The 26,567-nt window shown below is 69.6% G+C and carries 22 protein-coding genes; 14 read left to right on the top strand and 8 right to left on the bottom strand.

The window, feature by feature from the left end; genetic code table 11:
- Positions 1-37 precede the first annotated feature (37 nt).
- From RKE38_RS10450 to RKE38_RS10440, 3 genes are all read right to left on the bottom strand, one after another.
- Complete coding sequence (locus RKE38_RS10450; protein WP_316007359.1) at positions 38-3,145, bottom strand: DEAD/DEAH box helicase; 3,108 nt, start codon at positions 3,143-3,145, stop codon at positions 38-40.
- A gap of 97 nt (positions 3,146-3,242) precedes the next feature.
- Positions 3,243-4,685 (bottom strand): ATP-binding protein, encoded by a 1,443-nt coding sequence (locus RKE38_RS10445; RefSeq protein WP_316007358.1) that lies wholly within the window; start codon positions 4,683-4,685, stop codon positions 3,243-3,245.
- Positions 4,682-6,802: a TerB N-terminal domain-containing protein gene (locus tag RKE38_RS10440; protein WP_316007357.1), complete on the bottom strand. Its 2,121-nt coding sequence runs from the start codon at positions 6,800-6,802 to the stop codon at positions 4,682-4,684. Before RKE38_RS10440 ends, RKE38_RS10445 begins: the two co-directional genes overlap by 4 nt.
- A gap of 571 nt (positions 6,803-7,373) precedes the next feature.
- Here RKE38_RS10440 and RKE38_RS10435 point away from each other — a divergent pair.
- The 3 genes from RKE38_RS10435 (at position 7,374) to RKE38_RS10425 (ending at position 11,703) form a co-directional block, all read left to right on the top strand.
- The gene (locus tag RKE38_RS10435) at positions 7,374-7,829 is read left to right on the top strand and encodes a hypothetical protein (protein WP_316007356.1); all 456 of its coding nucleotides are present in this window, start codon (positions 7,374-7,376) and stop codon (positions 7,827-7,829) included.
- A gap of 924 nt (positions 7,830-8,753) precedes the next feature.
- Positions 8,754-8,972, top strand: coding sequence for a hypothetical protein (locus tag RKE38_RS10430; protein ID WP_316007355.1), 219 nt, complete (start codon positions 8,754-8,756; stop codon positions 8,970-8,972).
- A 1,942-nt stretch (positions 8,973-10,914) separates the two neighbouring features.
- Entirely contained in the window at positions 10,915-11,703 is a 789-nt protein-coding gene (locus RKE38_RS10425; protein ID WP_316007354.1) for a hypothetical protein, read from the top strand.
- A gap of 50 nt (positions 11,704-11,753) precedes the next feature.
- Here the strand turns inward: RKE38_RS10425 and RKE38_RS10420 are convergent, their stop codons facing one another.
- Entirely contained in the window at positions 11,754-12,494 is a 741-nt protein-coding gene (locus RKE38_RS10420; protein ID WP_316007353.1) for a hypothetical protein, read from the bottom strand.
- A gap of 519 nt (positions 12,495-13,013) precedes the next feature.
- On the opposite strand from RKE38_RS10420, the gene RKE38_RS10415 reads away from it, so the two are divergent.
- The 3 genes from RKE38_RS10415 to RKE38_RS10405 all read left to right on the top strand — a co-directional run bounded on the left by RKE38_RS10415 (position 13,014) and on the right by RKE38_RS10405 (position 15,480).
- Positions 13,014-13,421: a VanZ family protein gene (locus RKE38_RS10415; RefSeq protein ID WP_316007352.1), complete on the top strand. Its 408-nt coding sequence runs from the start codon at positions 13,014-13,016 to the stop codon at positions 13,419-13,421.
- A 284-nt stretch (positions 13,422-13,705) separates the two neighbouring features.
- Complete coding sequence (locus RKE38_RS10410; protein WP_316007351.1) at positions 13,706-14,227, top strand: VOC family protein; 522 nt, start codon at positions 13,706-13,708, stop codon at positions 14,225-14,227.
- Positions 14,228-14,574: 347 nt separating this feature from the next.
- Positions 14,575-15,480 carry a GAF and ANTAR domain-containing protein gene (locus RKE38_RS10405; protein ID WP_316007350.1) on the top strand — a complete coding sequence of 302 codons (906 nt, stop codon included), beginning with the start codon at positions 14,575-14,577 and terminating at the stop codon, positions 15,478-15,480.
- On the opposite strand, the gene RKE38_RS10400 is transcribed toward RKE38_RS10405, so the two are convergent.
- The 4 genes from RKE38_RS10400 to RKE38_RS10385 form a co-directional block, all read right to left on the bottom strand.
- The gene (locus RKE38_RS10400; protein WP_316007349.1) at positions 15,460-16,185 is read right to left on the bottom strand and encodes a GAF and ANTAR domain-containing protein; all 726 of its coding nucleotides are present in this window, start codon (positions 16,183-16,185) and stop codon (positions 15,460-15,462) included. The genes RKE38_RS10405 and RKE38_RS10400 overlap by 21 nt on opposite strands.
- Positions 16,186-16,698: 513 nt before the next feature.
- The gene (locus RKE38_RS10395; RefSeq protein WP_316007348.1) at positions 16,699-17,451 is read right to left on the bottom strand and encodes a GAF and ANTAR domain-containing protein; all 753 of its coding nucleotides are present in this window, start codon (positions 17,449-17,451) and stop codon (positions 16,699-16,701) included.
- Between the two features lie 727 nt (positions 17,452-18,178).
- Complete coding sequence (locus RKE38_RS10390) at positions 18,179-18,529, bottom strand: hypothetical protein (protein WP_316007347.1); 351 nt, start codon at positions 18,527-18,529, stop codon at positions 18,179-18,181.
- Complete coding sequence (locus RKE38_RS10385) at positions 18,526-18,888, bottom strand: hypothetical protein (RefSeq protein ID WP_316007346.1); 363 nt, start codon at positions 18,886-18,888, stop codon at positions 18,526-18,528. Before RKE38_RS10385 ends, RKE38_RS10390 begins: the two co-directional genes overlap by 4 nt.
- A gap of 66 nt (positions 18,889-18,954) precedes the next feature.
- Between RKE38_RS10385 and RKE38_RS10380 the strand changes: the two genes are divergently transcribed.
- The 8 genes from RKE38_RS10380 to RKE38_RS10345 all read left to right on the top strand — a co-directional run bounded on the left by RKE38_RS10380 (position 18,955) and on the right by RKE38_RS10345 (position 26,533).
- The gene (locus tag RKE38_RS10380; protein ID WP_316007345.1) at positions 18,955-19,701 is read left to right on the top strand and encodes a hypothetical protein; all 747 of its coding nucleotides are present in this window, start codon (positions 18,955-18,957) and stop codon (positions 19,699-19,701) included.
- A 288-nt stretch (positions 19,702-19,989) separates the two neighbouring features.
- The gene (locus RKE38_RS10375; RefSeq protein ID WP_316007344.1) at positions 19,990-20,199 is read left to right on the top strand and encodes a hypothetical protein; all 210 of its coding nucleotides are present in this window, start codon (positions 19,990-19,992) and stop codon (positions 20,197-20,199) included.
- A gap of 373 nt (positions 20,200-20,572) precedes the next feature.
- On the top strand, positions 20,573-21,118 hold the full coding sequence (locus tag RKE38_RS10370; protein ID WP_316007343.1) for a DinB family protein: 546 nt from the start codon (positions 20,573-20,575) through the stop codon (positions 21,116-21,118).
- A 565-nt stretch (positions 21,119-21,683) separates the two neighbouring features.
- Positions 21,684-22,982, top strand: a complete 1,299-nt coding sequence (locus RKE38_RS10365; protein ID WP_316007342.1) for an XRE family transcriptional regulator — start codon at positions 21,684-21,686, stop codon at positions 22,980-22,982.
- 53 nt (positions 22,983-23,035) lie between these two features.
- Entirely contained in the window at positions 23,036-23,611 is a 576-nt protein-coding gene (locus RKE38_RS10360; protein WP_316007341.1) for a hypothetical protein, read from the top strand.
- 138 nt (positions 23,612-23,749) lie between these two features.
- Positions 23,750-24,877 (top strand): DUF2442 domain-containing protein, encoded by a 1,128-nt coding sequence (locus RKE38_RS10355; protein WP_316007340.1) that lies wholly within the window; start codon positions 23,750-23,752, stop codon positions 24,875-24,877.
- A gap of 143 nt (positions 24,878-25,020) precedes the next feature.
- Positions 25,021-25,518 (top strand): SigE family RNA polymerase sigma factor, encoded by a 498-nt coding sequence (locus tag RKE38_RS10350; RefSeq protein WP_316007339.1) that lies wholly within the window; start codon positions 25,021-25,023, stop codon positions 25,516-25,518.
- Positions 25,508-26,533, top strand: coding sequence for a hypothetical protein (locus RKE38_RS10345; protein ID WP_316007338.1), 1,026 nt, complete (start codon positions 25,508-25,510; stop codon positions 26,531-26,533). The genes RKE38_RS10350 and RKE38_RS10345 overlap by 11 nt, the downstream gene beginning before the upstream one ends.
- The last annotated feature ends 34 nt before the right edge of the window (positions 26,534-26,567 follow it).

Below are 26,567 nucleotides of genomic sequence, written 5' to 3'. Positions count from 1 at the left end.
CTGATGCGGGTGCGGCGATGTGTTCGACTCTCGTCGGTCAGTCGCTGTCGAGCGCTTCACTGACACGCGCCCGTTCGGCCTCGCTGAGGTGCGGGTTGAGCTGGGCCAGCAGGAGCCTGTTGAGGGAACGGGCGTGCTCGTCGTCCAGGCCCCACGTGTGCGCGGTGTGCTTGAGGTCGTGGCGCTCCTCCTGGCTGAGGTGCAGGTCGTCCAGCGCGCGGGCGAGCACGTCCAGGTAGGCACTGGCTGCCGGGTCGGCCGGACCGGCGAGTGCGGCTCGTGCGCGAAGCAGTGACAGGCCCTGGCGCGCCGGCAGGGGTGCCGGTGCGGTGCGGGCTTTGACGGTCGGCGCAGAGCACGGGGCGGCTGCGGTCAGGGGCAGGTCGTCGCCTGCCAGTGATTCGAACGGGTCGACGCCGAGGGCCGGTGCGGTGCGCAGGTAATGCTCGAGCAGGGCTGCGGTGGCGGTGGCGTCACCGAGGGCGGTGTGCGCCCCGGTGAGGGTGATGCCGGCGGCGTGGCAGCAGTCGTGAAGGCGACGCGCGTCGGTGAAGTGCCCGGCGAGGTCCATGGTGCACAGCGCCGGCCATGCGGGAGGTTGGTGGCCGGTGCGGAGGAACTCTGCGGACAGGAACCCGAGGTCGAACAGGGCGTTGTGCGCGACGACGATGGTGCCGGCCAGTTGTGCGGCGATGTACGGCAGAACGTCGGGGAAGCGGGGGGCGCCGGCGAGAAGCTCGGGCGTGATGCCGTGCAGGTGGGTGGGGCCGGGGTCGCGGTCGGGGTTGATGAGCGTGTGCCAGGTGTCGGTGACGTTCCCGGTGTGGTCGGTGTGAACGATGGCGAGCTCGATGACGCGGTCGCGCCGGTGCGCGGCGAACCCGGTCGTTTCGACGTCGATAACGCTGAACGGGGTGAGGCCCAAGACAGGCCGGTCGGGCGTGTCCACGGTGTCGCGGCGCTCGATCACGACCCACGCCGAGTCCGGTGTGGGTTCGGCGGCGATGTCGCCCAGGGCCTGCCATGCCCCGGCCACGTCGAGCTGGCTGGCCGCGTACGCGCGGGCCGCCAGGGTCGGGCTGAGGAACTCGTCGTACTTCTCCACGGCGGTGTTGCTCACGGTGGCGGCGAGCGCCTCGGCGTCCGGCGGGTCGGTACCGGCGAGGTCACGGATCAGCTGGTGCAGATCACGGGCGGTAATGCCGGCGACGGACAGGGACACCCCTTCCTGCCCGACGCGGTGACCTTGCGCGGCGAGGACGACGGCGAGGGTGTTCATGACCTTGTCGCCACGCCAGGGGAACAGTTGGGCGCTGTTCCCGTCGGGCAGGACCGAGTGCAGGTGCAGGCGCAGTTGGTGGAACGCGCGCCGGCCCTCGTCGAGCAGGTCGGTGGCGGTCGCGTCGAGGTATGCCGGGACGTCGGGGCTGCGGTACACGTCGCGCATGCGGCGGCGGACGGTGTCGTCGATGTGGCCGCTGCCGCCACTGAACGCGGGCGGGCGTCCGCCAGCGGCGGCGGTGAGCTGGATGACGTGGCCGCGGGTGTCGACGGACACGACCTGCCAGCGTCGTCCGCCGAACAGGATGTACGTGCCCGGCATGAGTGGGTGCTCGATGGGCAGGGAGCCGAGGGTGCGGCCGTCGGCGACGAGGCGGTACTCCTCGCTGGTGGTGAACGCGCTGTAGAACGAGTAGTGGTTGGCGAGGCGTTCGCCGATGCGGCCGTGCAGCAGCAGGCCGGAGGCGTCCTGTTCGATGAGCTCGGCCGCGCCGAGGTCGCGCAGCAGGGCGATGAACGTTGCTTGGTCGACCCGGTGGAATGGCCCGGTTCTGCACAGGGCGTCGAACAGCTGGCCGGCGTGCGCGCCGCCGCGCTGGGCGATGACGGACAGAACCTGCTGGGTCAGGGTCGACAGGTGCAGGGCGCCCGTCGAGGGTGGTTCGTACCAGCGGTCCAGGAGCAGGTCGACCATGGCGATGGACTGGACGAGCTGGGCACGGATGCGGTCCGGTGCGCTCGTGGTGGGCGTCACTTCCGGCTCGGTGATGTACATGCGTAGGACGCCGGGCTTGCCGCGGCGGCCGGCACGTCCGATGCGTTGGCGCAGCGCGGACACGCTGAACGGCGCCCCGATTTGGGCGATGGAGTCGGCCGAGCCGATGTCTATGCCCATTTCGAGGGTGGAGGTGCATACCGCGGTCGTCGGGGTGGCTGGGTCTTTCAGGCGCGCTTCAACGTGTTCGCGCAGGTCCTTGGACAGGTTGCCGTGGTGGGCATGGAACTCGTTCGGAACGCGCAGGGCTTCGCTGGCCCGGCTGAGTAGGTCGGTGTACGTCTCGACGTTTGCGCGGGAGTTCGCAAAGACCAGGTTGTCGCGGCCGCGCAGCACCCTGAACAGGTGGTCGGCGATGTCGCGCTCGCACGTGGGCGTGGTGTCCGGGTTGGTGCGGGGGTCGGTGTCGACGTACCCGCGCAGCTGAAGGAGCAGCTCGCCGCGCTCGGCTCCGTCATCGGTCACGAGGGTGACGTGGTCGCCGCCGCCTGGTCGCAGGAAGTGCCCGGCGGTGCGCAGGTCGCCGAGGGTGGCGGACAGGGCGATGCGCGGGACGCGGCGGCGGATGACGAGCTCGGTGCGGTGCAGCAGCGACTGCAGCTGGGCGCCTCTCTCGGTGCCGATGAACGCGTGCAACTCGTCGATGACGACGTAACGCAGGCCGGCGAGGATGCGGGCCGCGTCGCTGCCATGGTTGACGAACAGCGACTCGAGCGATTCGGGCGTGATGAGCAGCACCCCGGACGGAGTCTTGCGCAGCCGCTGCTTGTGGGAGGCGGCAACGTCTCCGTGCCAGCGGTGCACGGGGATGTCAGCGCCGTCGCACAGGGATTCCAGGCGGTCGGCCTGGTCGTTGATGAGAGCTTTCAGCGGCGACACGTACAACGCCTGCACGCCACCGCCCGCGGCGTCCGCGCAGACGACGCTGTCGGGGGCGCCAGCGAGGGTGGAGATGATGGGCAGCCATGCCGCTTCGGTCTTCCCGCTGGCCGTCGCGGCGGCGACGATGACGTCCCGGTCGCCGGGGGCGATGGCGGTGGCGGCGTGCTCCTGGATGGGCCGTAGCGCCGGCCAGCCTTGGTCCCACACCCATCGTTGCACCGCCGGGTGGAACCGCCCGAACGCGCTCGAGGGTGGCGCCGGGACTGGCGTGCCAGCTCCTACCGCGGGTCGTTCGCTGGCCGGCTCAGAGGCGGAAGCTGGAGAGCTCGTCACCACTGTCGCTGTCCGTCGTGTTCGACCCGGCACCTGCGGTGGGGACGCCAGTGTTGATGGTGACCGTCGCGCCATCCTCGGCTCCGGCCGTTGCGGCCGGTGCGGCCGCGGGGGTGTCGGTGTCGTCCTCGAGCGGTTCGAGGTCCGGGTCGCTGTCGGCGGTGATGGTGCTGGTGGCGACCAGGTCGTCCCAGGACAGGTGCGGGTTCTGCTCGAGGATGGCGAGCAGGTCCAGGAACCCCTTGATGGTGTTGCGGGGCGTGCGGAAGTACGCGTCGCCGATGCGGGAGGCGCAGTGCTCCATGTAGGACCGCAGCCCGGCGTCCGGGATGAGGTACTGGGCCTGGTCGCCGCTGGCCTGGACGTGCCGCAGCTTGGCCAGGAGCAGGTAGAAGTCCTCCGGGCTCAGGTTGGCCAACCGCAGGACGGGGCCGGAGTAGTCGACGGCGCCGTCGCGGGCGAACGTGTTCTCCGCCAGCCGGGACTGCAGGGCGGCGTAGGAGTACAGGCCGCGGCGGGTGTCCATGAGGAAGTCAGGGGTGCCGCCGAAGACGAACCCGAGACCTTGCGCGGTCCCTTGGAGGCTGTCGTTGAGGATGCGCAGAATCTGTTCGTAGTTCGCGTTGCGTGCCTGGGTGTTGGCGAGCTTGTACAGGTTGACCATCTCGTCGAGGCACACGAGGAGCCCGTCGAAGCCGGCGAGGCGGACGAACCGTGCCAGTAGCTTGAGCTGGTCGTAGAAGTTCGCGTCGTCGATGATGGTGCGCACCCCGAGCGCTGCGCGGGCGTCGGTGCGGGTCGCGAACTCGCCGCGCAGCCACCGGACCGCGTCCAGCTTGAGCGTTTCGTCGCCGGTGTCGTGCCCCTGCCAGTACTTCCCGACGACCTCGGCGAAGTCGTACCCGCGGGTGAGCTCGGTCAGCGACGCCAGACGGGTGGCGATGACGACCTCGGGGGTTTGCCCGGTGGACTTGGCTTCCGCGAGGGCTTGGGTGACGAACCGTTCGACGACTCCGGCCATGGCGCCGCCGTCGGGCTTGGCTCGGGTGGCCATGTTCCGCATGAGCTCGGCGTACAGGCTGCGGGCCTGTCCGCCGGTGGCGTGCAGGCGCCGGTCTGGGGACAGGTCCGCGTGGACGGTGACGAGCTTGCGCTGCAATGCGATGGAGCGGACCAGGTGCAGGAAGAACGTCTTGCCGGACCCGTACTCGCCGATGACGAACCGGCTGCCGGAGCCGCCGTCGACGATGCGGTCTATGTCGGCCAGGAGCGCGGTCACTTCGGGGGCGCGGCCGACCTGGATGTGGTGCTGACCGGTGCGCGGCACGACGCCAGCACGCAACGACTGAAGGACGGCGTCGCGTTCGCGGGGGCGGATGCGGTCGGTGTCGACGCCGGTGGCGGGGGTGGTCATGATGCGAGCAGTCCTTCCAGACCTTCGGAGTTGATGTCGAGGTCGTCGTCACCTTCGAGGACGGGTTCACCGCATGCGTCGATGGCGGCTTCGTTGAGCATGTCGATGGCGCCGTCGGGCATCACGGAGTGCTTGGCGGCAAGGTCGTCGAACTCTGCCCGGGTCCACGTGCTGCGTCCGCTGAGCTCACGCAGCAGGGCTGATGTAGGCGCGTCCAGGCCGGCAATGACCTCACCGGCGGGTGCTGCCGGTTCAGCGCTGGTCGCCGTGGCTGCTTGAGCGTCTTCCTGAGGCGCCGGGGCCGGCGTGGTGTGCGGGGTCGTGTCGTCGTCTTCGGTGAACAGGGTGCGCAGCAGCGCGGACACTTCCGCGGTCTGCTCGAGTTTGGCGGCCAGGACGTCCTCGTCGAGCACCACACCGGATGCTGCTGGTTCCGGTGCCCGGTGCCGGCCACGGGCGGGGACGGCGAACCCGGCATCGTCGGGTCCGGCTTCGCGCACCCGCACCGGGCCTGTGGCTGGGCGGGAGGGTTCGGTCATGGAGATGTGCAGTCGGCTGGTGACCGACGCGGGGTCGAGGCCGAGCAGGGTGTAGATCTTGGTCAGGGACGTGACCTCGGCTGGGGAGATGACTCCGTCTGCGGCGGCGACGGTGACCAGCAGCTGCCCGATGCCTTCACGCTGAGCCACACTCAGGGCGTCCAGCCGCTTCTTCAGCCCCGTCGTCTTCAGGTCGCTGTTCAGCAGCCACGTCAGGTGCGCCCGCAGGCGAGTGCGTTCCCCGTCGGTCAGGTGCAGGGCTGCGTTCAGGTGCTCGACAAGGTGGTTCTGCTCTTCGGGGCTGACGGTGCCGTCTGCGGCGGACACGACGGCGGCCAGGTGCAGCAGGGTGGTGGCGGCTGCGTACATCGGGGTGGCAGCGGCCGGCGTCGCTGGGCCGGTGCGGAACAGCACGACGGGGCCGGCAGTGATGGGTGGTCCGCCGAGCCGGACGTCGGGTTCGACACCGACACCGAACTGGCCGAGCATGGCCGCCAGAGCGGTCGTCTCCGCCTTCGCGAACTTGTCCGGGTTCGCGACCGGCCACCGGCGAAGGAGTTCGGTGCCGTCGATGACGGTCTGTTCCTTGCCGTCCAAGGAGCTCTCGACGAAGCCGCGGAAGTCGCTCACGGCGCTGTCGGACGCGACCAGGCCAGCCGGCAGCAGCGCTGCACCGGCCAAGCTCTGCTTGGGGGTCGGGTTGGGGTTGCGGCCCACCCATCGGCTGTATGGGTCGAGTTCGTCGGTGACCGCCTCGAACAGGTCCCGCAGCTGCCGACCTGGTCCGGCGCTTTCGAACACGTCGGGAATGGCGGTCATCTCCAGCTCAGCGGCGCCGATTCCTGCACTGGCGGTGTAGTAGCTCACCTTCACCGGCCGGGACGTGGAACGGACCTTGATGCCCGCCTTGTGCTTCTGCTCGTACCGCAGCGTGAACAGGGCTGCGAACTCCTCAGGACACCGGTAGGCCGCCGTGCGCGGGTAGATCTCGGGGTGGTACCACGCCCACGCCAGGGCCCAGCGTGCCGGGATGGGTAGGCCGTCAGCCACCAGGTCGCCCAGGGCGACGCGCAAGGTCATGGGGATGGGCCACGTCTGGCGAACCAGCGGCGGAACCGGCGCGTTGACCGGGTCGCCTGCCGTTGCCTCCAGCAGGTCCAGGACGGGCAGGAACTGGGACGCGTACGAGCTGAAGGAGCCGTTGTTGCCGTACATGTTGAGCAGCCGGGTGACCTCAGCGCGGATGCTCACCACCTCGGGCGCGAGTGACTTGTTCGCGGCGATGTCGATCAGGGCGCGCCGCTCCAGCCCGTAGAAGTACAGGAAGACGTACCCGATGGGGGCCGTGGGGTTGCTGGCGCCGGTGGAGAGCCAGTGGAGGTAGGCGGCGCGGGCGCCGGGTGTGAGGTTGGAGTACGAGGGCCAGTACCCCAGTGACTTGCCGTCGCGGTCGGGCCGGCGGGTGTCAACGCGCAGGTTCGGGTCGATGAGGGACGGGTCCGGGTTCGCCTTCGGCGACGCCAGGCCGCGTCCGACGTACACCATCCCGGGCAGGTTGTACCCGGCCACGGTGACCATGACGTTGTCCGGGTACCAGGACGCATGCCGCGATACCGAGTGCGGGCTCGTGAACACCCCAGCCGGGGTCGCAGGCGGGCTCGCAACAGCTTGGGGTGCCGGCGCAGGCTGCTGTGCCGGGGCAGCCGTCTGGGGTTCGGATGGCCTGGGGAGTGCCGGTTGTGTGGGTGCGGCCGGTGGCGGCGCAGGCGCCCCGGGCTGGGGTGGGCTGGCAGCCTTGGTCTTGCGGTTTGGGCCCAACAACCAGTCCAGCAGTCCCACCGTGAAGCTCCCCATCCCTGCAGCGTCAGGCCCCTTCCGCCTGACTGCCTCGGCACGCTACCGGAGCGTTCGGACAAAGGGGCGCGAATCGGCGCACAGCTCATGGGGCCGGACGGTCAGGTCTCGTGCAACCCGTGGGTCACCCCGCACCAGTCCCGCGGGGTTTGGTCGGTGCCTGGTCCAGGTCGGGGAGGCCGGTCCGACGCTGTCCCTATGACGCCGACACGCTTCAGTCCAGCCATGGGACAAAAGTGCCAATCACCGAGCAAAGCCGTGTTTGGCGCTCCCGGAGCGATCAAGAGGTTCTACGGTGCGTCGCACCATGAACCACTATCGCCTCCTTCCCAGCCCCGAATTGCCGATCCCCATGGCGGCCTTGGCCGTTCCCTCATCTGACCTGGCCTCAGTTGGCGGTCCAGCCCCCCTGGGAATGGCCGCGTGGGATTCGCTGCTGTCTGGGCGCGTCGAGGTCCCCTCGATACGCCTGGTGGCGGACATGCACTTCGACAAATCGGTCGCGCTGTTCGACGGGCCCAAGGGCCCGTACCCAACGCCCATGGTCAGGTACGACTTTCCGGACGAGCACGGCGCGTGGGCGACACGTGTTCACCATGACAGCGGCCTTCTGCTGCTCGCCTCGATGCGCGATCTGGCGGAGTACTCCTCCGGCGTTGAGTTCGGTTCGGAGACGTGGGTGGGCCTGATGAGTCTGGCGGTCCGAGCCACGATGCACGGGGCGGGCACCGGGCCTCGCCCCAGCAACTGATCCGGTTGGATGCCACTGCCGGACCGGTCCGTCAGCGGCCCGTTGGACCTCCAGCGAGTGGACGCGTCACCGCCGCATCGAGCAGGAGCGGATACCGCTCACCATTGCCCGGGCAGAACTGTCGTCCCTGCTCAGCCGCAGCTGCCCAGCCTGACGCCCAAACGCCCGACCGGTCCCAAAGGCGCCTCGGCGGTCACGGCTGCGGCCCTACCGGCGGCTCGCACCACCGCTTGGCTGAAACCGGTGGCGTTCAGGCGATGGGCACACGCCGCCCACGCCCGGCGCGATCAGGGTGTCGGCGGCTGCGGGCATACCCGACCGCCGGTGCGCTGCGAAAGCGGCAGCGCACACTGGTCTGACGATGTGGGTGCGTCCCGGCCGACACCCATGACGAGCGCCACGGCCGCGAGCACAACGACCGCCAGCGCCGCTGGCAACGCCTTGCCTCGGATACGCCCCATCCACGGCCCCCTTCCTCCCCCGACCTACACACTACTCACGCCCGGCAGGCGTCCCACGGCGCGAACTCACGCCCATCGAACAAGGAGTACTCGTCCGCCCCTCGAGCGGCAGCCCACTCGAGGCAGTGCCCTCGCGTACCTGTGACAGACCTGTGCGCATCACCGTGTTGCCAGACTGAGTCCCATAGTGCCCTTACCAGCCTGTAGCAGGGGGAGCGCCCACGAGGCGCCAGTGCTCTGCCCCGACCGACCGTGGCCCGCACTTGCTTGACGCTGCTCGAAACAACGTTTCGGGCTATACGGGCTATATGCCGCGGTACCGGTCCGGCGAGCCGAATGGCGTGTAGGGCTATGCACGCGGTCGGGTTGGTCGGTGCCTCCCGCTCGACGTCGACGCCTTGGTTACCGCCCTGGACACCTGTCACCCGAACTGCGCGAAGCCATCGCCCAAGAAGCTCAACGGGTGGGTGAGCTCGAAGAGCCGTTGGAAGTCATCGCTGCGGTTGGGGACGTGTTTGCGTCGTTGGACGATGCTCTGGCTGAGGTGGCGCTGCCGCGGTTGCGGGCCGTTGCTGAGCTGCGCCGGCAAGGGTGGAGCTATGACCGGATTGCTGCGGCGACACAGTTGTCGAAGGGTCGGGTGGCGCAGCTGGCAAGGGAAGCCAGAGCGCGGCGGCTCTGAAGCGTCAGCCGCCGCGGTTGCGTGACGCTGCCCGGTCGCAACGTGTCGGTTGATGCGGGTGGAGGAGTCTTCACGAGCGTTACCGGGAGGCCCCGTGGGAAGTAGTTCCGTCAGTAGGTGCTGAGCCAGCACGCTCACGAGGCGCTCAGCGTCACCGCGCGGGCGCTGCAGCTGTGCCCGGTTCGAGGGGCCCGACCCAGCCGGGAGGCACGTCGTACGGCTGCCGCGGGTCTCGCCGCCTGGCTGGTGATGGGGCGGGTCGACCGATACGGCGCACGCTGACACGCCGGTAGGCGACACCGTCGACGCGGCAGATGGCGCCGCGCCCCATGAACGTCCACCCTTCGCGGGCGTAGGCGCTTACGGCTGCATCCACGTCGACGTCGGGGTGCAGGTCGACCAGGCGGTAAGTGGGTTCGGTCTGCCGGTCGCTCATGTCCATCGACGGTAACCGGCCGGGGCGACAGCCGGTCCAGGTGCATGAGGGCGCCCCCACCGTGCAGGGGTTTACGGTGGGGGCGCGGCCGCGACCGGTCAAGGTGAGGGGCGATGACGTGGGTCGCTGCGGGCGCCAGCGTACGGGCCAGCGATGCCGTCGCGGGTGGTGTCCACGCACTACGCGCACATCACCCAAAGGCATGGGGCGCACCTGCCGCGGACGGGAGCACCATCCACGGTGGGGACAGCTCTCGCCCAGGGGTCAGCGGGAGTGGTCGTCGCACCGGCGGACCGAGGGTGGCCACCGGTGCGGCGACGGGGCCGTGCCGGGCAGCAGGAACGCGGTCACACCAACTGCTCGGCCCCGACATACGAAGATGCGGCGCCCTTGGCGGCGTGCCCGGTACGCTGCTCAGACCGGGCCAGGGCGGGCCGGAGGTTGGAGGGGGCATGACCTTCGTCGTAGGGGCAGTGCTCGTCGTTGCTGCCGTGGCGCTTCTCGGTCTGGTACTGCGCCGCCGTGGTAGCGGCGGCCTGGGTGTGGACACCCATGCGGGGCGAGCCCCGGAGGAGTCCCGACTCCCCGGTGGAGGGGGCGGCAACTCCGGCGGCCTCGGGGCCTGAGGAGTCCGCTCGACTCCTCGCTTTCGGACTTGCACGCGCCGCCGAGACAGGCGCAGCCACGTCAGTCGCCGATCCATGTCGTTGCGCACCCGTCTGCGCGGCGACGGCTCTAAGCCCTCGACCGCGGGTGCCCGCTCGAGATGACCCGGCCTCCTTGGCCATTGCTGTTCGGATCCAGTTACCAGCCGGCGTTCGCGCGGACGCCGGCCGGTCCGCGACCATGGCGGACAGCAGCTGAAGCACGCACCCGGGCGGCGGGTCAGGCGGGCACATGACAGCCGTTCACCGCATGCCGGGACAAGGCCCGTTCCGGAGCGTTTCAACCCGCTTCATGTCCACGGGGTCCGGCCCTGCGGGTCCGAACGTAAAGGCCGAGCCCAGCGGCGGCGAGCACGAACGAAACCGCGAGAACGGCCAGCCCGGCCCCGAGCACCCCCCACCCGACCACCACAGGGAAAGCCAGTGGGTTGAAACAGGCGCATCCGCCCGGCACCGGCCCGTTGTCCACCCCAAGCTGCCATCCCCACAGGCCGCCGAAGTCACACAAGACGCACCACACCAGGAACAGTCCGCCGACCCCCCCAGCCGTCGGCCATGCACCCCGAGCCCGCCCGGGCGAAGCGCGGTCGACAGCCGCGTCGTCACCCTCCATGAACGCAGTGTGCCCGACGCGCCTGACGCCAGCCGCTCGTTGTGGCGGCTTCATCAAAGGAACGCGGCACCGCAGGTCTGACCGGCCTGCCGGGGGAAGCAGAGCAAGGTTCCAGCGACCCGGCTCTCGACGACGTCCGGAGCAAGGACAGCGGGTTCGGCGAGGCCCTGAGCCGACGCACAGGGTCTGGTCAGGGAACGTGCAGGACCACGTGGTGCGGTGTGGGCCGTGTCGCCTCCCTCCCTCCTGTCCCGGCCCACCTCTGCGCGGGTGGCCCCCACCGTCCCGCACGTCGCACTCGCCTTCTGGGTCGTGAAGCTGCTGACGACGGGAATGGGCGAGGCTATCTCGGACTTCCTCGCGGGGCGCAGCCCGGTCGTGGCCGTGGGCGTGGGATTCGTCGCGTTCGTGGTCGCCGTTGGCATCCAGCTCGGGGCGGCCTCGTACAGCCCGGTGCGCTACTGGACCGCCGTGGCCATGGTGGCCGTCTTCGGGACCATGGTCGCCGACGCGGTGCACGTCGTCCTGGGCGTGCCGTATGCCGTGACGACCGTGGGCTACCTTCTCGCGGTGCTCGTCTGCCTGGCGGCCTGGCAGAAGGTCGAGGGCAGCGTCTCGATCCACAGCATCACCACCCGCCGCCGCGAGCTCTTCTACTGGGCCACCGTCGTGGCCACCTTCGCGCTGGGGACCGCCGCCGGCGACCTCACCGCGTTCACACTGCGGCTGGGCTACCTCGCCTCCGTCCTCGTTTTCGGCGCCCTCATCCTCGTGCCGCTCGCGCTCTGGCGGCTGCAGGTCCTCGGCCCGGTCACCTGCTTCTGGACGGCATACGTCCTGACCCGTCCACTGGGTGCCTCCATCGCCGACTGGCTCGGCAAACCCCACACCAAGGCCGGCGGCCTGGGCTTCGGCGACGGCACCGTCTCCCTCGTCGCCCTCCTCCTCTTCGGAGCATTGGTCGCCTGGCTCCAGCGCACGGGCGTCGACCGGCCCCGCGTCGACGAACCTGCCTGACCGGACCGTGGCGGCCTGGTCGCGACAGGGTCGTACCTCACCGGCTGGTTTTACTGCTGGTGTGTGACCAGGTGCGGGACCAGACGTTCAACACGCGCCGGGCAGTGCGGGCACTGGGTCAGCGTGCGGGACTGCTCCCACGCCTCGATCGTGGTGGGCCACCACCACCGCTTGTGCTGGGTGGGACCGTCACGCCCGTCCTCAGGTGGGAAGGACCCGTGCGCCAACTTCTGGTTCACGTTGGCTGGGGACCAGCCGAATCGAGCGGTGACCTCTCCTACTGACAGCCGCGGCGGCAACTCAGCCACCGCGCGCGCCAGCTGCATCCGCCCCAGCCCGGTAGCACGTGCAATGTCAGCGCGAGGGGCGCCGCCCAACCACAGGCGCTCCACCACCCGCAGCACAACATTCGGGACCGCCCCGGCCGGTGGGAAGCCGCCGAGCACCAGACGGTGCGCGGCGCCGCCACGCAGCAGTACGGCTTGCTGCCTGTACCGCAGAGCCACGGTCAGCGCCGTCCGGCGCACACGCTCCGGTCGCAGCTTGGTGTTGGCACGGTCCTTGATGATCGTCGGGGGAAAGCCCTCCGACCACATCACCACGATCCGCAGGTCCCGAACCGTCAGCAGATCACCAGCAGCCTCGACGCGATGAACCCACCCTTGGGTCGCCTCGACGTCCCAAGCCCGGTCAACGCGTGCGACACCGTCGTGAACCAGCTCCGCCTCCAGCCGCTCAGCCCACGCAGGCCCCAAGCCCAGCTGCCGCAGCAACACAGCAGTCGTCAACACCGCTGACCCTCGCGTCCCACCCCAGCCCACGGCGAGGCGCCCCGATTCATCCACGCTGACACCTCACCCGCCCCGGCACCGCCTGCGTGAGCACCGTACGCCGCTCGGACGACCGCCGTGCCCAGATCCGCGAACTTGGCGACTCGGGCTCAGCCTGCGGCACGAGCCGTCGCGTTCCCCTGCCACGCTTGGGGCAAGCGGACGCCCACACGGGGTGAGTGGGTGTGGGCGTCCTACGCGCTGACGTGGATGGGACGGGAATCCCCCGAAGCGCGTGCGCCCCACCTTGCCGGGGCGCCCACTCACGGGTCAAGGACGAAAGTCCCTACAGTGCCGTCCGCCCCTGGCGCCCCGCTGGCCAACGCGTACGAGACCCGGACGGTGCGGTCCCCGTCGCGAGGTCTTTCGCAGACGCCTTCATCTTCTGGGGACATGGGCTAACGGTCGCGGCGACGTCTGCGTTTGCACCGGCTCAGGCACCTCCACGAATCGCGCAGCGCCGATTCGTACACTGACGCCGTGCAGGCGCAGTCTCGGTCCCACCCAGCCAGCGACGGCCCCGCGGTGTGGCCCTCGCTGGGCGTCGGTACGAAGCTGGCCGTGGTTGTGGTGTGCGTCGTGTTCGTGCACTACCTGGTGTTCCTGGCGAAGCTGCTGCTGTTGTCGCGGACGCCGGGGTCGGTCCGCTCCTTGAACCTGATCCCGTTCAGGACCATCGCGGACTACCTGTTCAGCAACTCGGACGCGGTGCGCCGCTTCTCGGTCGGCGAGGTCCTCGGCAACGTCGTCGCGTTCCTTCCGCTCGGCGCCTGCCTGCCGCCGCTGCGGCGCAGGGGTGCTAACCGATGCTCTGACCTTGCGATCTTGGGCGGCGGCAGCTCCTCACTTACACACCATGGTCGGCGCACTTACACGGCCGTCAAGTAGGTGCATGACCCGGCGACGGCTGTAGTCGCCAAGGCGCAGCTACCACTGGTTACCTCGGCTAACGCGGCGCCGGTTCTGCGCTGAGCTGACCGGGTTCAGCCGGTTTGGTTCTGGCCGCGTTCGCCGCGTAGACGTTGTTGCTGGAGTACCCAGTCGACAGACTGCCCGCCCTCGGTGATCCACCACCACAGCGGTTTCGCTCCAACGAGGGCGCCGAGTTGGTGTGGTGCGAGTCCGCGGCCAGCGCACTCCTTGGCCAAGGCCGCGTCGCGGGGGCGCAGGCCATGGTCGACCCATACCTGCTTGGCCGACAGGCTCAGGAAGTTGCGAACCCACTCGAGGTCATCCGGGTCGAGGCGTTGCCCGCGAGGTTCGCCTGGCCGCGGCTTGGGCTTCGTGGCATGACGAGTGAAGGCACGACGGGGCAAGGCGACCTCCCCACGGTTGAGGTCGTGCTCCAGCCGATGGTTCACGTGCGAGACCTGGCTGCCACCGTCGCGTCCCTTCGAGTGCTGGGAGGGACCGTCGCACAGGGAAGCCAGGACGGTGACTGGGTCCAAGTCGCCATCGGCGGTGCTGAGCTGGGCGTGCTCGCCCACCCGCCCAACCCGGACCAAGGCGAAGGCGACGTCGTGCTGAACTTCGAAGCCCGGACTCCGCTGGAAGACATCGAGTCGGCAGCGCGCGAGGCCGGCATCACCATCAACTCCCCGACGACCGACACAGGCTTCGGACGACAGCTGCAACTGCGTACCCCTGACGGGTTCCTCGTCAAGATCAACCGGATCACCCCCGACCGACTGTGAGTGCTGCACAAGTCAATCAACCCATCCGACTTGGGCGCCGCGGTGCACCGAGGGCCGGTGCGAGTAGGTGCAGACCCCAGCACAGGTCACACTGGCATGCACTTGCAGTTGACCGCTGTCGTGCCCGTTGTCGACCTGGCCGGCTGCCGGAGCGGCTGCGCGCTCCTCTTTCATGCCGGCCAAACCGAAGAAATGCGCAGGTCAGGGCCGATGCGACGGGAATGTGGCGTACGCTGACCGCAAGGTCCACATCCGGACCTTGATGGGCACCACCAGTGACCCTCAGGCGACTCGTCCCAGCAACGCGACCGCTTGGTGATCCTCACCGCAGTCGGACTGGAGTCGTCGTGACGTATTCGTCCTCACCCAACCTCGTCGCACTCGACGGGCAGGCTTCCGCGTGGTGCGGCGGCGCCGTGCTCCCCGCCCTCGAGTCGTTGCTCGACATGGCGGAGCTGTGGGCACCCGGCACCTTCGTCGGGATCAGCGGCGCCAACCGCTCGGGCACGTACACCACCTTGGTCGCCAACCACCAGCTCGTCTGGGACCTTGACTCCCTCCAGAACGACCTCGACGAGGGGCCAGGGCTCACGGCCCTGCGCGAGGACCACACGGTCGTGACCGACGACACCGAGAGCGAGCACCGCTGGGCGCCGTTCACGTCGCGGGCGGTCGAGGCCGGTGTGCGCTCCATCCTCAGTGTGCCCCTCGTCCTGGGAAACAAGACCTTCGGCGCCCTGAACCTGTACTCCGCGGCATACCTGCCCGTCGACATGGTTCGGCTGGCCCAGGCCAAGCTGCTCGCCGGCCAGGCGGCCCTGGCCCTCGCCCAGGCGCAGCGTGAGCACCAGCTCACGGTCGCCCTCGAGACCAACCGGGTGGTCGGCAAGGCCGTGGGACTGGCGATGGAGCGCTTCGGCCTCGACGACCACGCCGCCTTCGCCTACCTGACCACCCTGGCGCAGAAGAGCAGCGTCGACCTGCGGGAGGTAGCTAGGCACTTCGTCGACCAGGCCAACGCCCTCCACACGAAGGCCGAGCGCCCTGACAGCGACGAGCAGCCAGACGTGGCTGCCGTTCTCGACCTGACCGCCCACTCCGACCCCTTGGAGGAGGCGGCGCCTGCTGACGGGTCGGTCGCGGCGGACGGCCACGAGGTCGTCAGGGCCTCCGGGACACCCGTCGCCGAGCCGGAAAAATGGCCCGCGAGCATACGGACAAAGGATCGGCAGTTACGGAGTGAGACCGCCTAAGCCGACGAAGGTGCCGGTCTCCACCAGTTCCGCGGCAAGCATGGCCAGCGGCCGGTTCAGGTTCTGGCTTGACTTGCTGAGCAGGGTGAACGCGTCCTGAGAGGTCAGCTTGTACCGCTCCATCAAGATGCCCACGGCGGTTCCGGTGGTCCGTGCGCTCAGCAACCCGATTTCGAGGTTGTCGGCTCGCAGCTCGTCCTGAGCGGCTGCGACAGCGACCACGGCATGGACCGCCAGCACGCCCGCATCGGCGACGGCAGTGTCGTTGAACGCGCCCGGACGCCGGGCGTAGCAGGACAACACGCCCAGGGAGGTGTCGTTCATGCGCAGGGGGACGGACAGGACGGAGCGAATCGGGGTCCGGGCGGTCAGTTCGGCCGCGTACTGCCCGAACCGGGCGTCGGTGGTGAGGTCGTTGCAGACGACGACGCGGCCGGTCCGGTACGCGCTGATGCCGGGACTGTCACGAGCGTCGGCGGCCACGGCTGCGACGACCTCGGCGATGGTGTCGTTGTTCGTGGCGGAGAACTTCGCCGGGTGGGTGCCCAGGTGCTCGGTCGCTGCCACGGCCGCCCAGTCGCAGTTCAGCATGGACACGGCGTTGTCGACGACGGCGCGCAAGGTGGGAACGACGCCGCGTGCTTGTGCCAGCTCCCGCGCTGCCTGCGCGAAGTCCGCTGGCGACTCCCCGACCGAGCCGCTCATGCCGGCATCGTCTCGCACGACTGGGGCTGGTTCAACGGCCGCGGGCCGGACTGCCAGATGCGGCCCAGGATGTGACGCAGCAGGATGCATCTGGCATTCATGACGCCACCTTCTGTGGTGCCCGCAGACGGCTGCAGTGGGTTGGACAGCGCTACGTGACCGGACCAGTCAAGCAGACGGACCAGTCACAGCAGTACGCGAACTGTTCCGTTGCCGGGTCAGACCCACTGGGCGTCGCACTGCAGGCAACGCCACGCCCGGCGCGTTGGCGGCTTGCCGGGCTCCTGCCCCGCGTGCGGACGGGGAACGACGACGGCCGTCACCTTTTCGCTCGCCCACTGCGGGCACGTCACCTTCGCGGCACCGGTCACCCTTCGATGGTGGCCCCGACTCGGCCGCGATGCACGCGCAGTGAGTCGGGAAGCCCGTGAAACATCGCGTGCGGCCCCGTCTCGGCGGCCAGGCCGCAGACCGACTGGGCTGCGACTGTTCGGCCGCGGCGCGGACGGGGCGTCAGCGTGGGCGGCCGATGTGGCCGGTCATGGCCAGCTCCTCAGCGATGTCGTGAACCTTGCGGTTGCTGTTATGGCTGGCCGTGACCAGCATCATGAACGCCTGGTCCCCGGTGACTTTGAACCGCTCCATCAGGATGCCCTTGGCCTGACCGATGACGTCCCGGGACGCCAGGGCGACCTTGAGGTTCTGCACCTTCTGCGCGTCCGCGAACGCGATGGCGGCATGGCTGGCGAACAGCAACCCGACGTGCTCGGACTCGTCGGTGAACGCGTCCACGCTTCGGCTGTACAGGTTCAGCGCCCCGAGGTTGTCACCCTCGACGTACAACTGGAACGACAGCATGCTCGCGGCCCCCAACTGTGCCGCCTTGGGTGCGAAGTCAGGCCACCGGCCCTCGTTGGCCATGTCCGGCACGCGGACTGTCTGCTCCTCGAACGCAGCGTCCAGGCACGGCCCCTGCCCGGTCGACGTCTGCAGGTCGTCCACCTGGCGTGGCAGGTCACCGGTCGCGTGCCGGGACGACACCTCAGCCCGTCCCTGCACCACGCTCAGCGACCCCTCATCGGTGCCCGGGATGAGGGCGACGGCGGCCCGAACGAGCTGCTCCAACATCGCACCGGGTTCGGGCTCCGCCTCCAGGGACCGGGCGATGTCCGCGAGCTGCTGGGCCAGGGCGTCGGTGTCGACGGCGGTGCCTTGGTCCTGCGCGGACGGCTTCCCCTTCGGGCTCTCGTACTCAGACGGCGTCATGCCCCCGGATTGTCCCGCATCCGCACGCCGGACAGGGGCGGACGCCCGCACGGTTGGGTGCGGGCGTCCTACACGCACGACAGTCAGGGCCCTGCTGTTCGGCGCGTAGGCCAACACAATCCTCGAGCTGGCCCACGTGCTAGGGACCAAGGTCCCGCGACGCGCGATGCGGCCCTGCCTTCGCCGGGGCAGTGGGCGCCCCCGCCAGGGGGTGGACGGGGGCGCGGCGGGTATGACTAGGAGAACCCGCGCTCCCACCATGACGGGGGGCTCTGTCGTTGGTACAGGGACCAAGGTCCCGACGGGCAACGCGGCACGCTTGGCGCGGCTGACCGCAGACAGTCGGGACCAATGGCCCGTCGCGGCCCTACACGGGTGCGTTTAGCGTGCCGGAATGGCGTGGTTCTTTCGCGGTGTGCAGGACGGCGACGGCACCTGGGCGTGCCGCCGCGGGTTGACCGTCCTCGACCGGCACGCATCGCTGGACGACGCGGTACGGCACCTCCAAGACCTCGCCGACCACAACCCGCCAGCGGTCGTGATGATGCACTGGAACGACGGACACATTGAGGAGCCGGCACCGCCAGGCACGTAGGCGCTCAGAACAGTGCGAGGGCAGGGTCGGCACCGCGCCCGGGTCAGGGGGCGCCATCAAAACGGCACGGGCTGCTATCTGGCCCCACGAACAACCCAGGCCGCCGGACACTTGGAACTGCAACCCTTGCCGTCACGCCTGCGACAACCACTCCCACACCGCAGCCAAGCCGTCCTCCGCCGCGTCAGCCTGAACAACAACCCGACGCTCCTCATTCGAGGGCAGCAGCTGCTCCACCACGACCAGGAACCACTGGTCCATGAAGATGCCCGCCACGTGCGCCTGGAAGTCAGCGTTCAACGACAAGCACACCGCAGAGAGAAACCCGGCATCAGTCACCGGCCGCGCCCGCAGAACCCTCGACCCCTCAGACAACCGCTCGGTCACTCGAGCCCGCAGCTCGGCCGCCGCCTGCGCCCCCTCCGGTGAGCACGTGCACACCATCGGCAGCTGCACCGTCTCCACCTCGTCACCACCGCTCACGACGCGCCACCACCCTCCTGCGGCTCCATGCGCGTGATGCTGCCGATGGTCGAACAGATCCGCCACTGCTCCCACAGCTCGTCCTCCGGGTCGTCGAAGAACACCAAGCTGCGCCTACCGACCTCCGGCCACGCCCCCACCTTGGTGATGCGCACCGTCACGTCGTCGTACTCCATCGAGGAGCTCTCCGGCCCCGGCTGACGCCGGTACGTCATCGCGTCCAGGTCCCACACATGCGTCGTCGTGGCCTTCAGCGACGACACCAACCACACTCCACCCATCCCGGGCCCCAGCTCGTTCACGCTGTCGCATGTAGGGCTCTGCACGTGGTCGTTCTCGTGCGCTGCTTCTGTCGCCATGACGTGACCTTGCCAGTTGGCACCGACAACGCCTCGCGGCCGGTCCGCGGGCCGTAGCCTGCACGGGTGGCCCGCGTGGACGCTGACGACGACACCATCCAACGGTTCGTCGTGCGCCACTACCGGTACGACTCCGACCGTCACGAGCGCCGGCACGTCGTCGTCGACGCGTTCGACACCGAGGCCGAGTACCTGGCCGCCATCGAGGACGTCCGTGCCGGCATCGAGGTCCGGCGCGCCGCGGGTGAGGACGTTGACCCGACCGAGCACGCGTCCGGCATCACGTACGCGCCGGGCGACCGGGCGCGGGCCGCGACCGGGCACCTGCTGCGCCGCATGGTGGAACACGGGGTGAACCCCAGCCGATACATCAACCTGGAGGACCTCCCCTCGAACATCACGTACATCGAAGCCAGCGAGCCCCAGCCGGCGTGGGGAAGCGATCAGGTCGCGGCCGAGCTGTCCGCCGCAAAGCGCGAACGCGCCGACCGGCCGCGTCAGCGCCGGGCGCCGCTCGGGCCGCACACCCAAGCCGAAATCCTGTACAGCCAGCAAGTGAAGGAGGCGGCTCGGCGCTACAACAAGCGCGTCCGGGTCGTCGGCGGCGTGTACGTCGTCGTGGTGGCTGCGACGTTGCTGCTGTTCGGCCGGCACCTGACCGGAACCGCGCAGCGCGGGTACGCGGTCGCGGTGTTGGTCGGGCTGGTGGCCATCATGGTGTGGATGGGTGTGCTGCTAGTGCGGCAGTGGCGCTGGATGTACCGCGGCTACCGGGCCGCCAAGGCGGGGAACCAGGCGCCGCCTGCCCCGTGAACCCGGGGCGTCAGGCGCCGGTGTCGGGCTGAGCGGGTAGCGCCCGAGCGGCATGGAGGCTCACGCGTGGGCGGGGCCTGTCAATGCACCCACCCGCGGCTGGGCCGCCCCGGAGGTCGGGTCAACCACAACCCCTAACTAGTGCGGTGACTCCCGCCGTGGTGACGGGGACGACGATGGAGTCATGAGCGTGCACGTCACGGTTCTGTACTTCGGCGGCTGCCCGGCTGGCAGACCGCCATCGAGCATGTGCACGCCGCCGCGGACCGGACCGGCGTGACAGTCCAGGTGAGCACGCAGGCGGTCGAGTCCACCGAGGACGCGGACCGGCTCGGGTTCACCGGGTCGCCGACCATCCTGCTCGACGGAACCGACCCGTTCCCCCAGCCCGGGGAGATCTCGGCCCTGTCCTGCCGGGTGTACACCACCCCGGACGGCTTGGCCGGTTCGCCCACCGTCGAGCAGCTCGCCGACGCCCTCACCCGGCGCACCGCCTGAATCGGCACGTCCGGCCTCTGGTCAGCAGCCGGGTCCTGGGTGACGATGGGCGCATGGCGGCGGCTGCGGCAGTTGAGCACGCGCAGGAGGAGCGTCCCACCTGCTGGTGCTGCGGGAACTCGTTCGAGGAGCGGGACCTGTCGAGGCTCGGGTCCCACCCCGAGGTCGGGGTGTGCGGCGGATGCGCTGTCTGGCTGGCTCGGCGTGCCCGCGCCGCAGCTGACGGGGGCGCACGTACCCCGGGCGCTGTGTTTCGCCGGGCGACGTTGGCCGCGCGGGGGCGGGTCATGCGGGCCGGAGTGCAGCACTGGCCGGTGCTCGGCCCTGTGCTGCGCCGCCTGAACCGACACCTGCCCTGATGCCAGACCGGGGGGTGAGTCCGCGAGGCCAGCACGCCCACCCAGTAGACCGCGCTGGCATCGCCGCCGGCCTCAACGGCTGCCGCGACGACCTGCACACCCTGATGGCTGCCGCGACGCCGGCTCAGCTGCGCGGACACAGCAACGGCACCAAGTGGACGAACGAGCAGCTGCTCTTCCACATGGTGTTCGGGTTCCTCATCGTGCGCCGGCTGCTCCCGCTCGTGCGGGTCATGTCCAGGCTGCCGCGCTGGGTCGGCCGAAGCTTCGCCTGGCTGCTCGACGCGGGACGGGTCCCCTTGCACTGGGTGAACTACGCCGGGTCGTGCGGCGGTGCGCTGGTGTTCAACCAGGCCCGTATGGGCCGGCTATGCGACCACACCATCGACCACCTGGTCACCAGCCTCGAGCAGGAACCCGAGGACAGGCTGGGTCGCTGGATGCCGTTCCCGACCAGCTGGGACCCCTACTTCGAACCGCACATGACCCTGGCCTCCGTGTACGCATACCCGGCGCTGCACTACGCACACCACCGCAAGCAGCTCACCCTCGGCACCTGACGACACGATGCGCTCCACGGGAGCCACCCGACACGCCGCGCCCGTCCAGCTCCACACCAGATGCCCCGCCGCAGGGCAGGCTTGGCGTGTCCGCAGGCGGCGCGCACGAAGAAGCGCGCCCCCGGTTTCGATGAACCGAGGACGCGCTTCGATGCGCCATTCACGAACCGTGAACCCACCCTAAAAGCCGAACACGTCTGGACGCCGAGGGGCGTCACGGCCAGCACTGCGCCACCGGCGAGTCTGACCGGCCGGGGAGAACGCGGCGGGACGCGACGGTCGACTGCCACGAGGACCCGGGCTCCTCGCTGAGCCGTGGGCGGCGCCCACCTTTCAAGCCACTGCCCGTCGCCGGGGCCTCGCTCTTCGTGGTCTCGGTCGAGGACGACGCGCCCTGGGTGCCGCGAGCATTGGCCATGCTCCGGTGGACGCCTCTGCGGCGCCACCGGAGCAGGTCACGCACCGGTGTCGCAATCGAGTGTTGGAATAGTTGCGATTGCTGTTACGGTTGACACCGTCGCGGCCCAGCAGCAGCCGTTGGCATCTGAGGAAGAGGTTTGAGGCAATGACGAGCAACGACTCGGTGGACCAGGTGGAGACCCTGCTGGGGCTCACTCCGCGGACCGACCTTGCCGCGGACGTGCCCCAGCAGGTGCCCGAGCGAGACTCCCAGGTCGGTCGACGTGTACGCCTGGCTCGTCGTCGCGCCGGACTGGATGGGCGCCAGGCCGCACCGTTGGCCGGTCTGACACCGGACAAGCTGTCCAAGATCGAGTCGGGCAAGCGTCGCGTGTCGCCACGGGAGCTTCCCGCGCTGGCTCGCGCCCTCGGCGTGTCGATGCCTTGGCTGCTGGGGACCGCCGACGCGTCCCGCTCAGCGTTGGCGCTGGCGCACCGAGTTGCCGCCGGCGAAGGCGAGCGCGCCACGTCCGCAGCTCGCACCCGGGCGGTCGCAATCCTCGAAGCTGAGGACCGGCTCTCACGGAACACCGACCTGCCAGGCAGGTACCTGTCTCCCGCGGGTGCCGCCATCAGCCAACTGGTCGCGCAGGAGTACCAGCGGACGCCTCGCACCAGAGCAGAAGCTGGGCGCCAGGGGCGGTCGCTGGCCGAAGATGTGCGCCGTCGGCTCGAGCTCGGTGTTGCCGAGGTGGGAGACCTGCCCGCCTTGATCGAGATGCACTTCGCGGCTGATGTCGCCCTCAGCCCGTTGGGACCGGGCTCGGACGGCTTGTGCGCCCATGACGGTGACGCGGCACTGCTGGTCGTGAACACAGACTTCCCGTGGGGGCGTGCACGGTTCACGCTGGCGCACGAGCTCGGTCACCACCTGCTGCGCGATGCTCGCGACGTCATCGAAGAAAGTCAGAGCCAGATGCTCGACGGCACGTTCGTCGAACGTCGCGTCAACAGCTTCGCAGCGCACTTCCTTCTGCCCATCGCCGCCGTGTCCACCACGATGGCATGGCTTGGCGTGACCGCCGATGACGTTGCCGGCGCCACAGAACGCGGACGCCTGGCCGTGGGGTACCTGATGGTTCGCTACGGCGTCTCGCTGCCGTGTGCGCTCGGGCAGCTCGTCGACGCAGGATTCCTCAAGGTCACCAGGCGCGCCGAGCTGGCCGACGCGTTGCACCCAGGCAGCCTCGTTCGCGCTGCGCAACGGCTCATTCCAGGCAGGCCAGGCCCCGAACAGACGCTGCGCGAGCAGCGACCCCCGGCCCGGCTGGCCACGGCAGCCCTCGAGGCGGCACGCCGCGGCACAGTCGGCATGAACACCGTCGCTGCCGTGTTGGGCCGCGAAGACGACGAGCGCCTCTTCGACGAGGTGATGTTCGACCAGCCCGCCGCGGCGTGCACGTGAGCAGGCCGACACCCCGGCACATCTGGTTTCCGGACACGGCCTCACTGCTGTCCATGGCAGTGGACCCAACCATCACCGCGGCCGTGCTGGCGGAACTCGGAAACAACCCCGTCATGCTCGTCGACGTCGTCGTGGACGAGCTCGAGTACCGCGCCACCCAACCCCAGACAGCGCACCTGGCGCAGTCCGCGCTCGACACCGTCCCAACGAACTGGATCCGCGTGGACACAGGCCGTTACGTCGACCTGGGACAAGTGCAGGACGCCCAGGCAGACGTCGCCGACGGTCGACCCCTCAACGACGACATGCAGCACTGGGCAGAGTCGACGATCATCGCAATGGGCCGCAGCGCAGCCCAGACGACGTCAACGTCGGTGAAGATGCTCCTTTCGGAGGACTACGACGCCCGACGAGTGGCGTCCCTGGTGCCACAGATGAGTGCGACGTCCATCCATGGGCTGCTGCACTCACGCGTACACGCCAACCACCTGACCGCCACACAGGCTGCCACCATGGCGGACCTGCTCAAGGGCGCCGACCGCGGACCCGAAGTCACCGCCGAAGACTTCGCTGACCCCACCGGGCGGCGTCTGGGCCGCGTGGGGCACCCGCGGCCGCCGCGGCCATAGCCACATCGAACGCCCGCGCCGCCGCAACACAGACTGCAGGCGGCGCACTGTCTGTGCAGAGCTCTACACTCACGCGCATCGGCAACGAACGGGGGACGCGGCGTGAGCGGTGACGGCGACTTCAGGCATGTGAGCAGCGTGCGCACAGGGCCCGGACACATCCTTGAGCTGACGTTCGATGACGGCTCCGGCGGCAGCTTCGACGTCGGCCCGTTCTTGTGGGGGCCAGCCTTCAACCGCCTCCGCACCGACCCGGCGCTGTTCGCCGCGGTGCGCGTCGACGAGGAAGCCGGCACCATCGTGTGGCCGAACGGTGCCGACCTCGCACCCGAGTTCTTGTACGACCACGCCGTCCTGCCTCCCGTGTTCGACCACGACCCGCGCACCCATCCGAGCCAGTGCCTGTTCGACGCCCTGACCGCACTGGCCGGCACGGAGCTCCAGGGTCGGCAGCGGCAGCAGACGCTCGAGCACGGTCGAGCCGCCCTGGCCGAGCTGGACGGTCAGGTGACCTCCGCCCGGGCGTGGGCGCGCGCACTGTTCCACGACCCGGCAGCACGCCTCGGACGGACCTGGGAGGACGCTCCCACCTGGCTCACCCGCGACCCCGAGCTGCACAACCCATGGGCGCACCGGACGTTGCGGGTGCTGCGACCAGTGGTGGCCCCGGGTGAGACGGTGACCGCGTTCCGACCCGACCGCGCAGAGGGCGCCGTGGCAGCCTTCGACGTCGGGGACCGGGTGTGGCTGTCCGGGCCCGGCGGGGCCCGGGCCGTCGCAGGCGTCGTCAAGGACGCCGGCGGGTTCGTCGTGGCAAAGGCGTTGACCGGAACAGACGTCGACGTGGAGCTGAGCTTCTCGTGGACGGACTCCTCGGGTCGGATGCGGGTGCTCGTCGACGAGCTGACGCACCCGCAGGCGGCAAAGCCAGGGGCGCTGCTGCTGGGTGGGGCCAGTCCACGTGAACGGGTGTGGGTGCAGGTCGTGGACCGGACCGGTCAGGGCGCGGACGAAGTCGTTCAGCTGCGAGCCCTACCGGTCCTGGTCGTTGACGAGTCACTGCTGCCCGACCCTCGCGGCGTGCCGGCCTGGTCCACCGACGAAGACAACGAAGCCCTGCCACACCCGCTCGCAGCGGGGGACCTCGTCGCCGAACGGGACGCCGGGGACCCACCCGGCACCGAGATGCCCGCCCGCATCACCTGGGTGGAACCCGAGCCTGACCGGCCAGGCGCGTGGCGCTACCGCGTCCTGCCGGCGCACTGACACCCGCCGGACCTGCTCGTACCCCGGGCATACTTTCAGGCGCCTTGAGTCATCCTCGGTGCGCTGGCAGGCAACCTGATTGGCCCGCACGCAGTTGTAGAGGCGACAGGGTGCTCAATGGCGATGCGTGAGAGGGGGGTGTGATGGGCCAGGACCAGGTGGAGGCAGAGTTCGCAGCGTTCGTTCAGCAGGCATCCCCACGGCTGCTTCGGGCCGCGTGGTTCCTGTGCGGTGAGGCCCACGCCGCCCAAGACCTCGTACAGGGCGCGTTGGAGAAGGTCCTGCCTCGATGGCGGCGGGTCCGCGACGGCGACCCCCTCGCCTACACGCGCACCGTCATGCTGAACCTGCACCGCGACCAGACCCGCGAACACAGACGTGAAACCGTCGTCGCCGACGTTCCCGACCCCGGATGGCGCGACCACAACGCCCAAGACCACACCTACCTGGCTCGGCTCCTGGCACAGCTGCCGCCGCGCGAACGGCAGGTGGTGACCCTGCGGTACTACGTCGGCATGTCCGAAGCGGACGTCGCCGCCCACCTCGGCATCAGCGTCGGCGCCGTGAAGTCCAGCGCGTCCAAAGGCGCAGCCAAGCTCCGTGCATTCATCCACCGGGAGGACAGCGAACATGTCCACTGACCTGACCGACTACCTCGAAACCGTCGCCCTGCCACCCATGCACGTCGACCCCGGCACCACCATCACCCGGGTACGCCGACGGCAGCGGACGCGCCGGGTCGCAGCGGCCGCCGCCCTCGTCGCGGTCGTCGCCACCGGCACCGCGTGGGGCCTGGCCGACTCCTCAGGCGACCAGACCGCGGTCCCCGCCGGCGCCAGCACCACCAACGGCACCGTCAACATCGCATTCGAAGGGTTCGCGTTCCGCTTCCGAACCCAACCCGACGGCGAAGTCGAAGTCAGCGGCAAACAGCTCGGCGCCAAAACATACGAACGCTACGCCGTCCTGCGCCTCGGTGACGGCATGGAGACATGGGCCCCCGCCGCGAACCGCCGTGCCGGAGTCATCGTCGGCGTGACCCGCACCCTGACCGGCCACCCGCACGACCTGCTCAACCCCGCCCTGACCCAAGGCATGACAGGAACCCAGGGGCAACCGCTGCCCGGAGGGCGAGTGCCGTTCATCCGCCAGTTCGACAACCCCAACGACGCAGCCGGATTCCACGGCATGGTGTTCGCCACACCCACCGGCACCCTGGCAGGTCCTGCCGGGAACCTCCCTTCACGGCCGTACCGCTCAAACCTGACCGGTCAACAAGGGATGACGTGGATCGACCAGCGCGCCGGCTTCTTCGGCTACGCCGAAACGAACGACGGCATGACCTGGAGCTCCCACCCGCTCGGCACCAGCGCCGCCGCATTCCTCGACCGGATCCAACTCCCCGGCGACGACCCGGCAACCCCGTCCGGAGCTCGCATCATCGCCGCCATCCCACCCGGCGCCACCAACGTCGACTTCCACTTCCCGGTCGGCGCGCAAGCCGTCACCATCACCCAGCTCAGCGCCGCCACCAACCAGTGGCGCGCCGTCGTAGGCGAGTACCGCACCGGCACCTCCAAACCCCACGCCCCAGCCGCAGTGAGCTGGACCGACGCTCAAGGGCGCCAGCACCAGGTCGCCGCAGCGCCCAACTGACCACGCACAAGCCGTCCGCCGCGACGGCCTGCGC

This window comes from Phycicoccus sp. M110.8, assembly GCF_032464895.1.
GTDB lineage: Bacteria > Actinomycetota > Actinomycetes > Actinomycetales > Dermatophilaceae > Pedococcus.
This window is presented reverse-complemented; position numbering and strand designations above follow the sequence as displayed.

What these genes read in the sequence shown, in the direction of transcription:
- RKE38_RS10385 (WP_316007346.1), bottom strand. Translation starts at nt 18,888, where the DNA reads ATGGCGACAGAAGCAGCGCACGAGAACGACCACGTGCAGAGCCCTACA.
- RKE38_RS10350 (WP_316007339.1), top strand. Translation starts at nt 25,021, where the DNA reads ATGGGCCAGGACCAGGTGGAGGCAGAGTTCGCAGCGTTCGTTCAGCAG.
- RKE38_RS10345 (WP_316007338.1), top strand. Translation starts at nt 25,508, where the DNA reads ATGTCCACTGACCTGACCGACTACCTCGAAACCGTCGCCCTGCCACCC.
- RKE38_RS10445 (WP_316007358.1), bottom strand. Translation starts at nt 4,685, where the DNA reads ATGACCACCCCCGCCACCGGCGTCGACACCGACCGCATCCGCCCCCGC.
- RKE38_RS10400 (WP_316007349.1), bottom strand. Translation starts at nt 16,185, where the DNA reads ATGAGCGGCTCGGTCGGGGAGTCGCCAGCGGACTTCGCGCAGGCAGCG.
- RKE38_RS10440 (WP_316007357.1), bottom strand. Translation starts at nt 6,802, where the DNA reads ATGGTCACCGTGGCCGGGTACAACCTGCCCGGGATGGTGTACGTCGGA.
- RKE38_RS10410 (WP_316007351.1), top strand. Translation starts at nt 13,706, where the DNA reads ATGGTCGACCCATACCTGCTTGGCCGACAGGCTCAGGAAGTTGCGAAC.
- RKE38_RS10360 (WP_316007341.1), top strand. Translation starts at nt 23,036, where the DNA reads ATGGCAGTGGACCCAACCATCACCGCGGCCGTGCTGGCGGAACTCGGA.
- RKE38_RS10365 (WP_316007342.1), top strand. Translation starts at nt 21,684, where the DNA reads ATGACGAGCAACGACTCGGTGGACCAGGTGGAGACCCTGCTGGGGCTC.
- RKE38_RS10395 (WP_316007348.1), bottom strand. Translation starts at nt 17,451, where the DNA reads ATGACGCCGTCTGAGTACGAGAGCCCGAAGGGGAAGCCGTCCGCGCAG.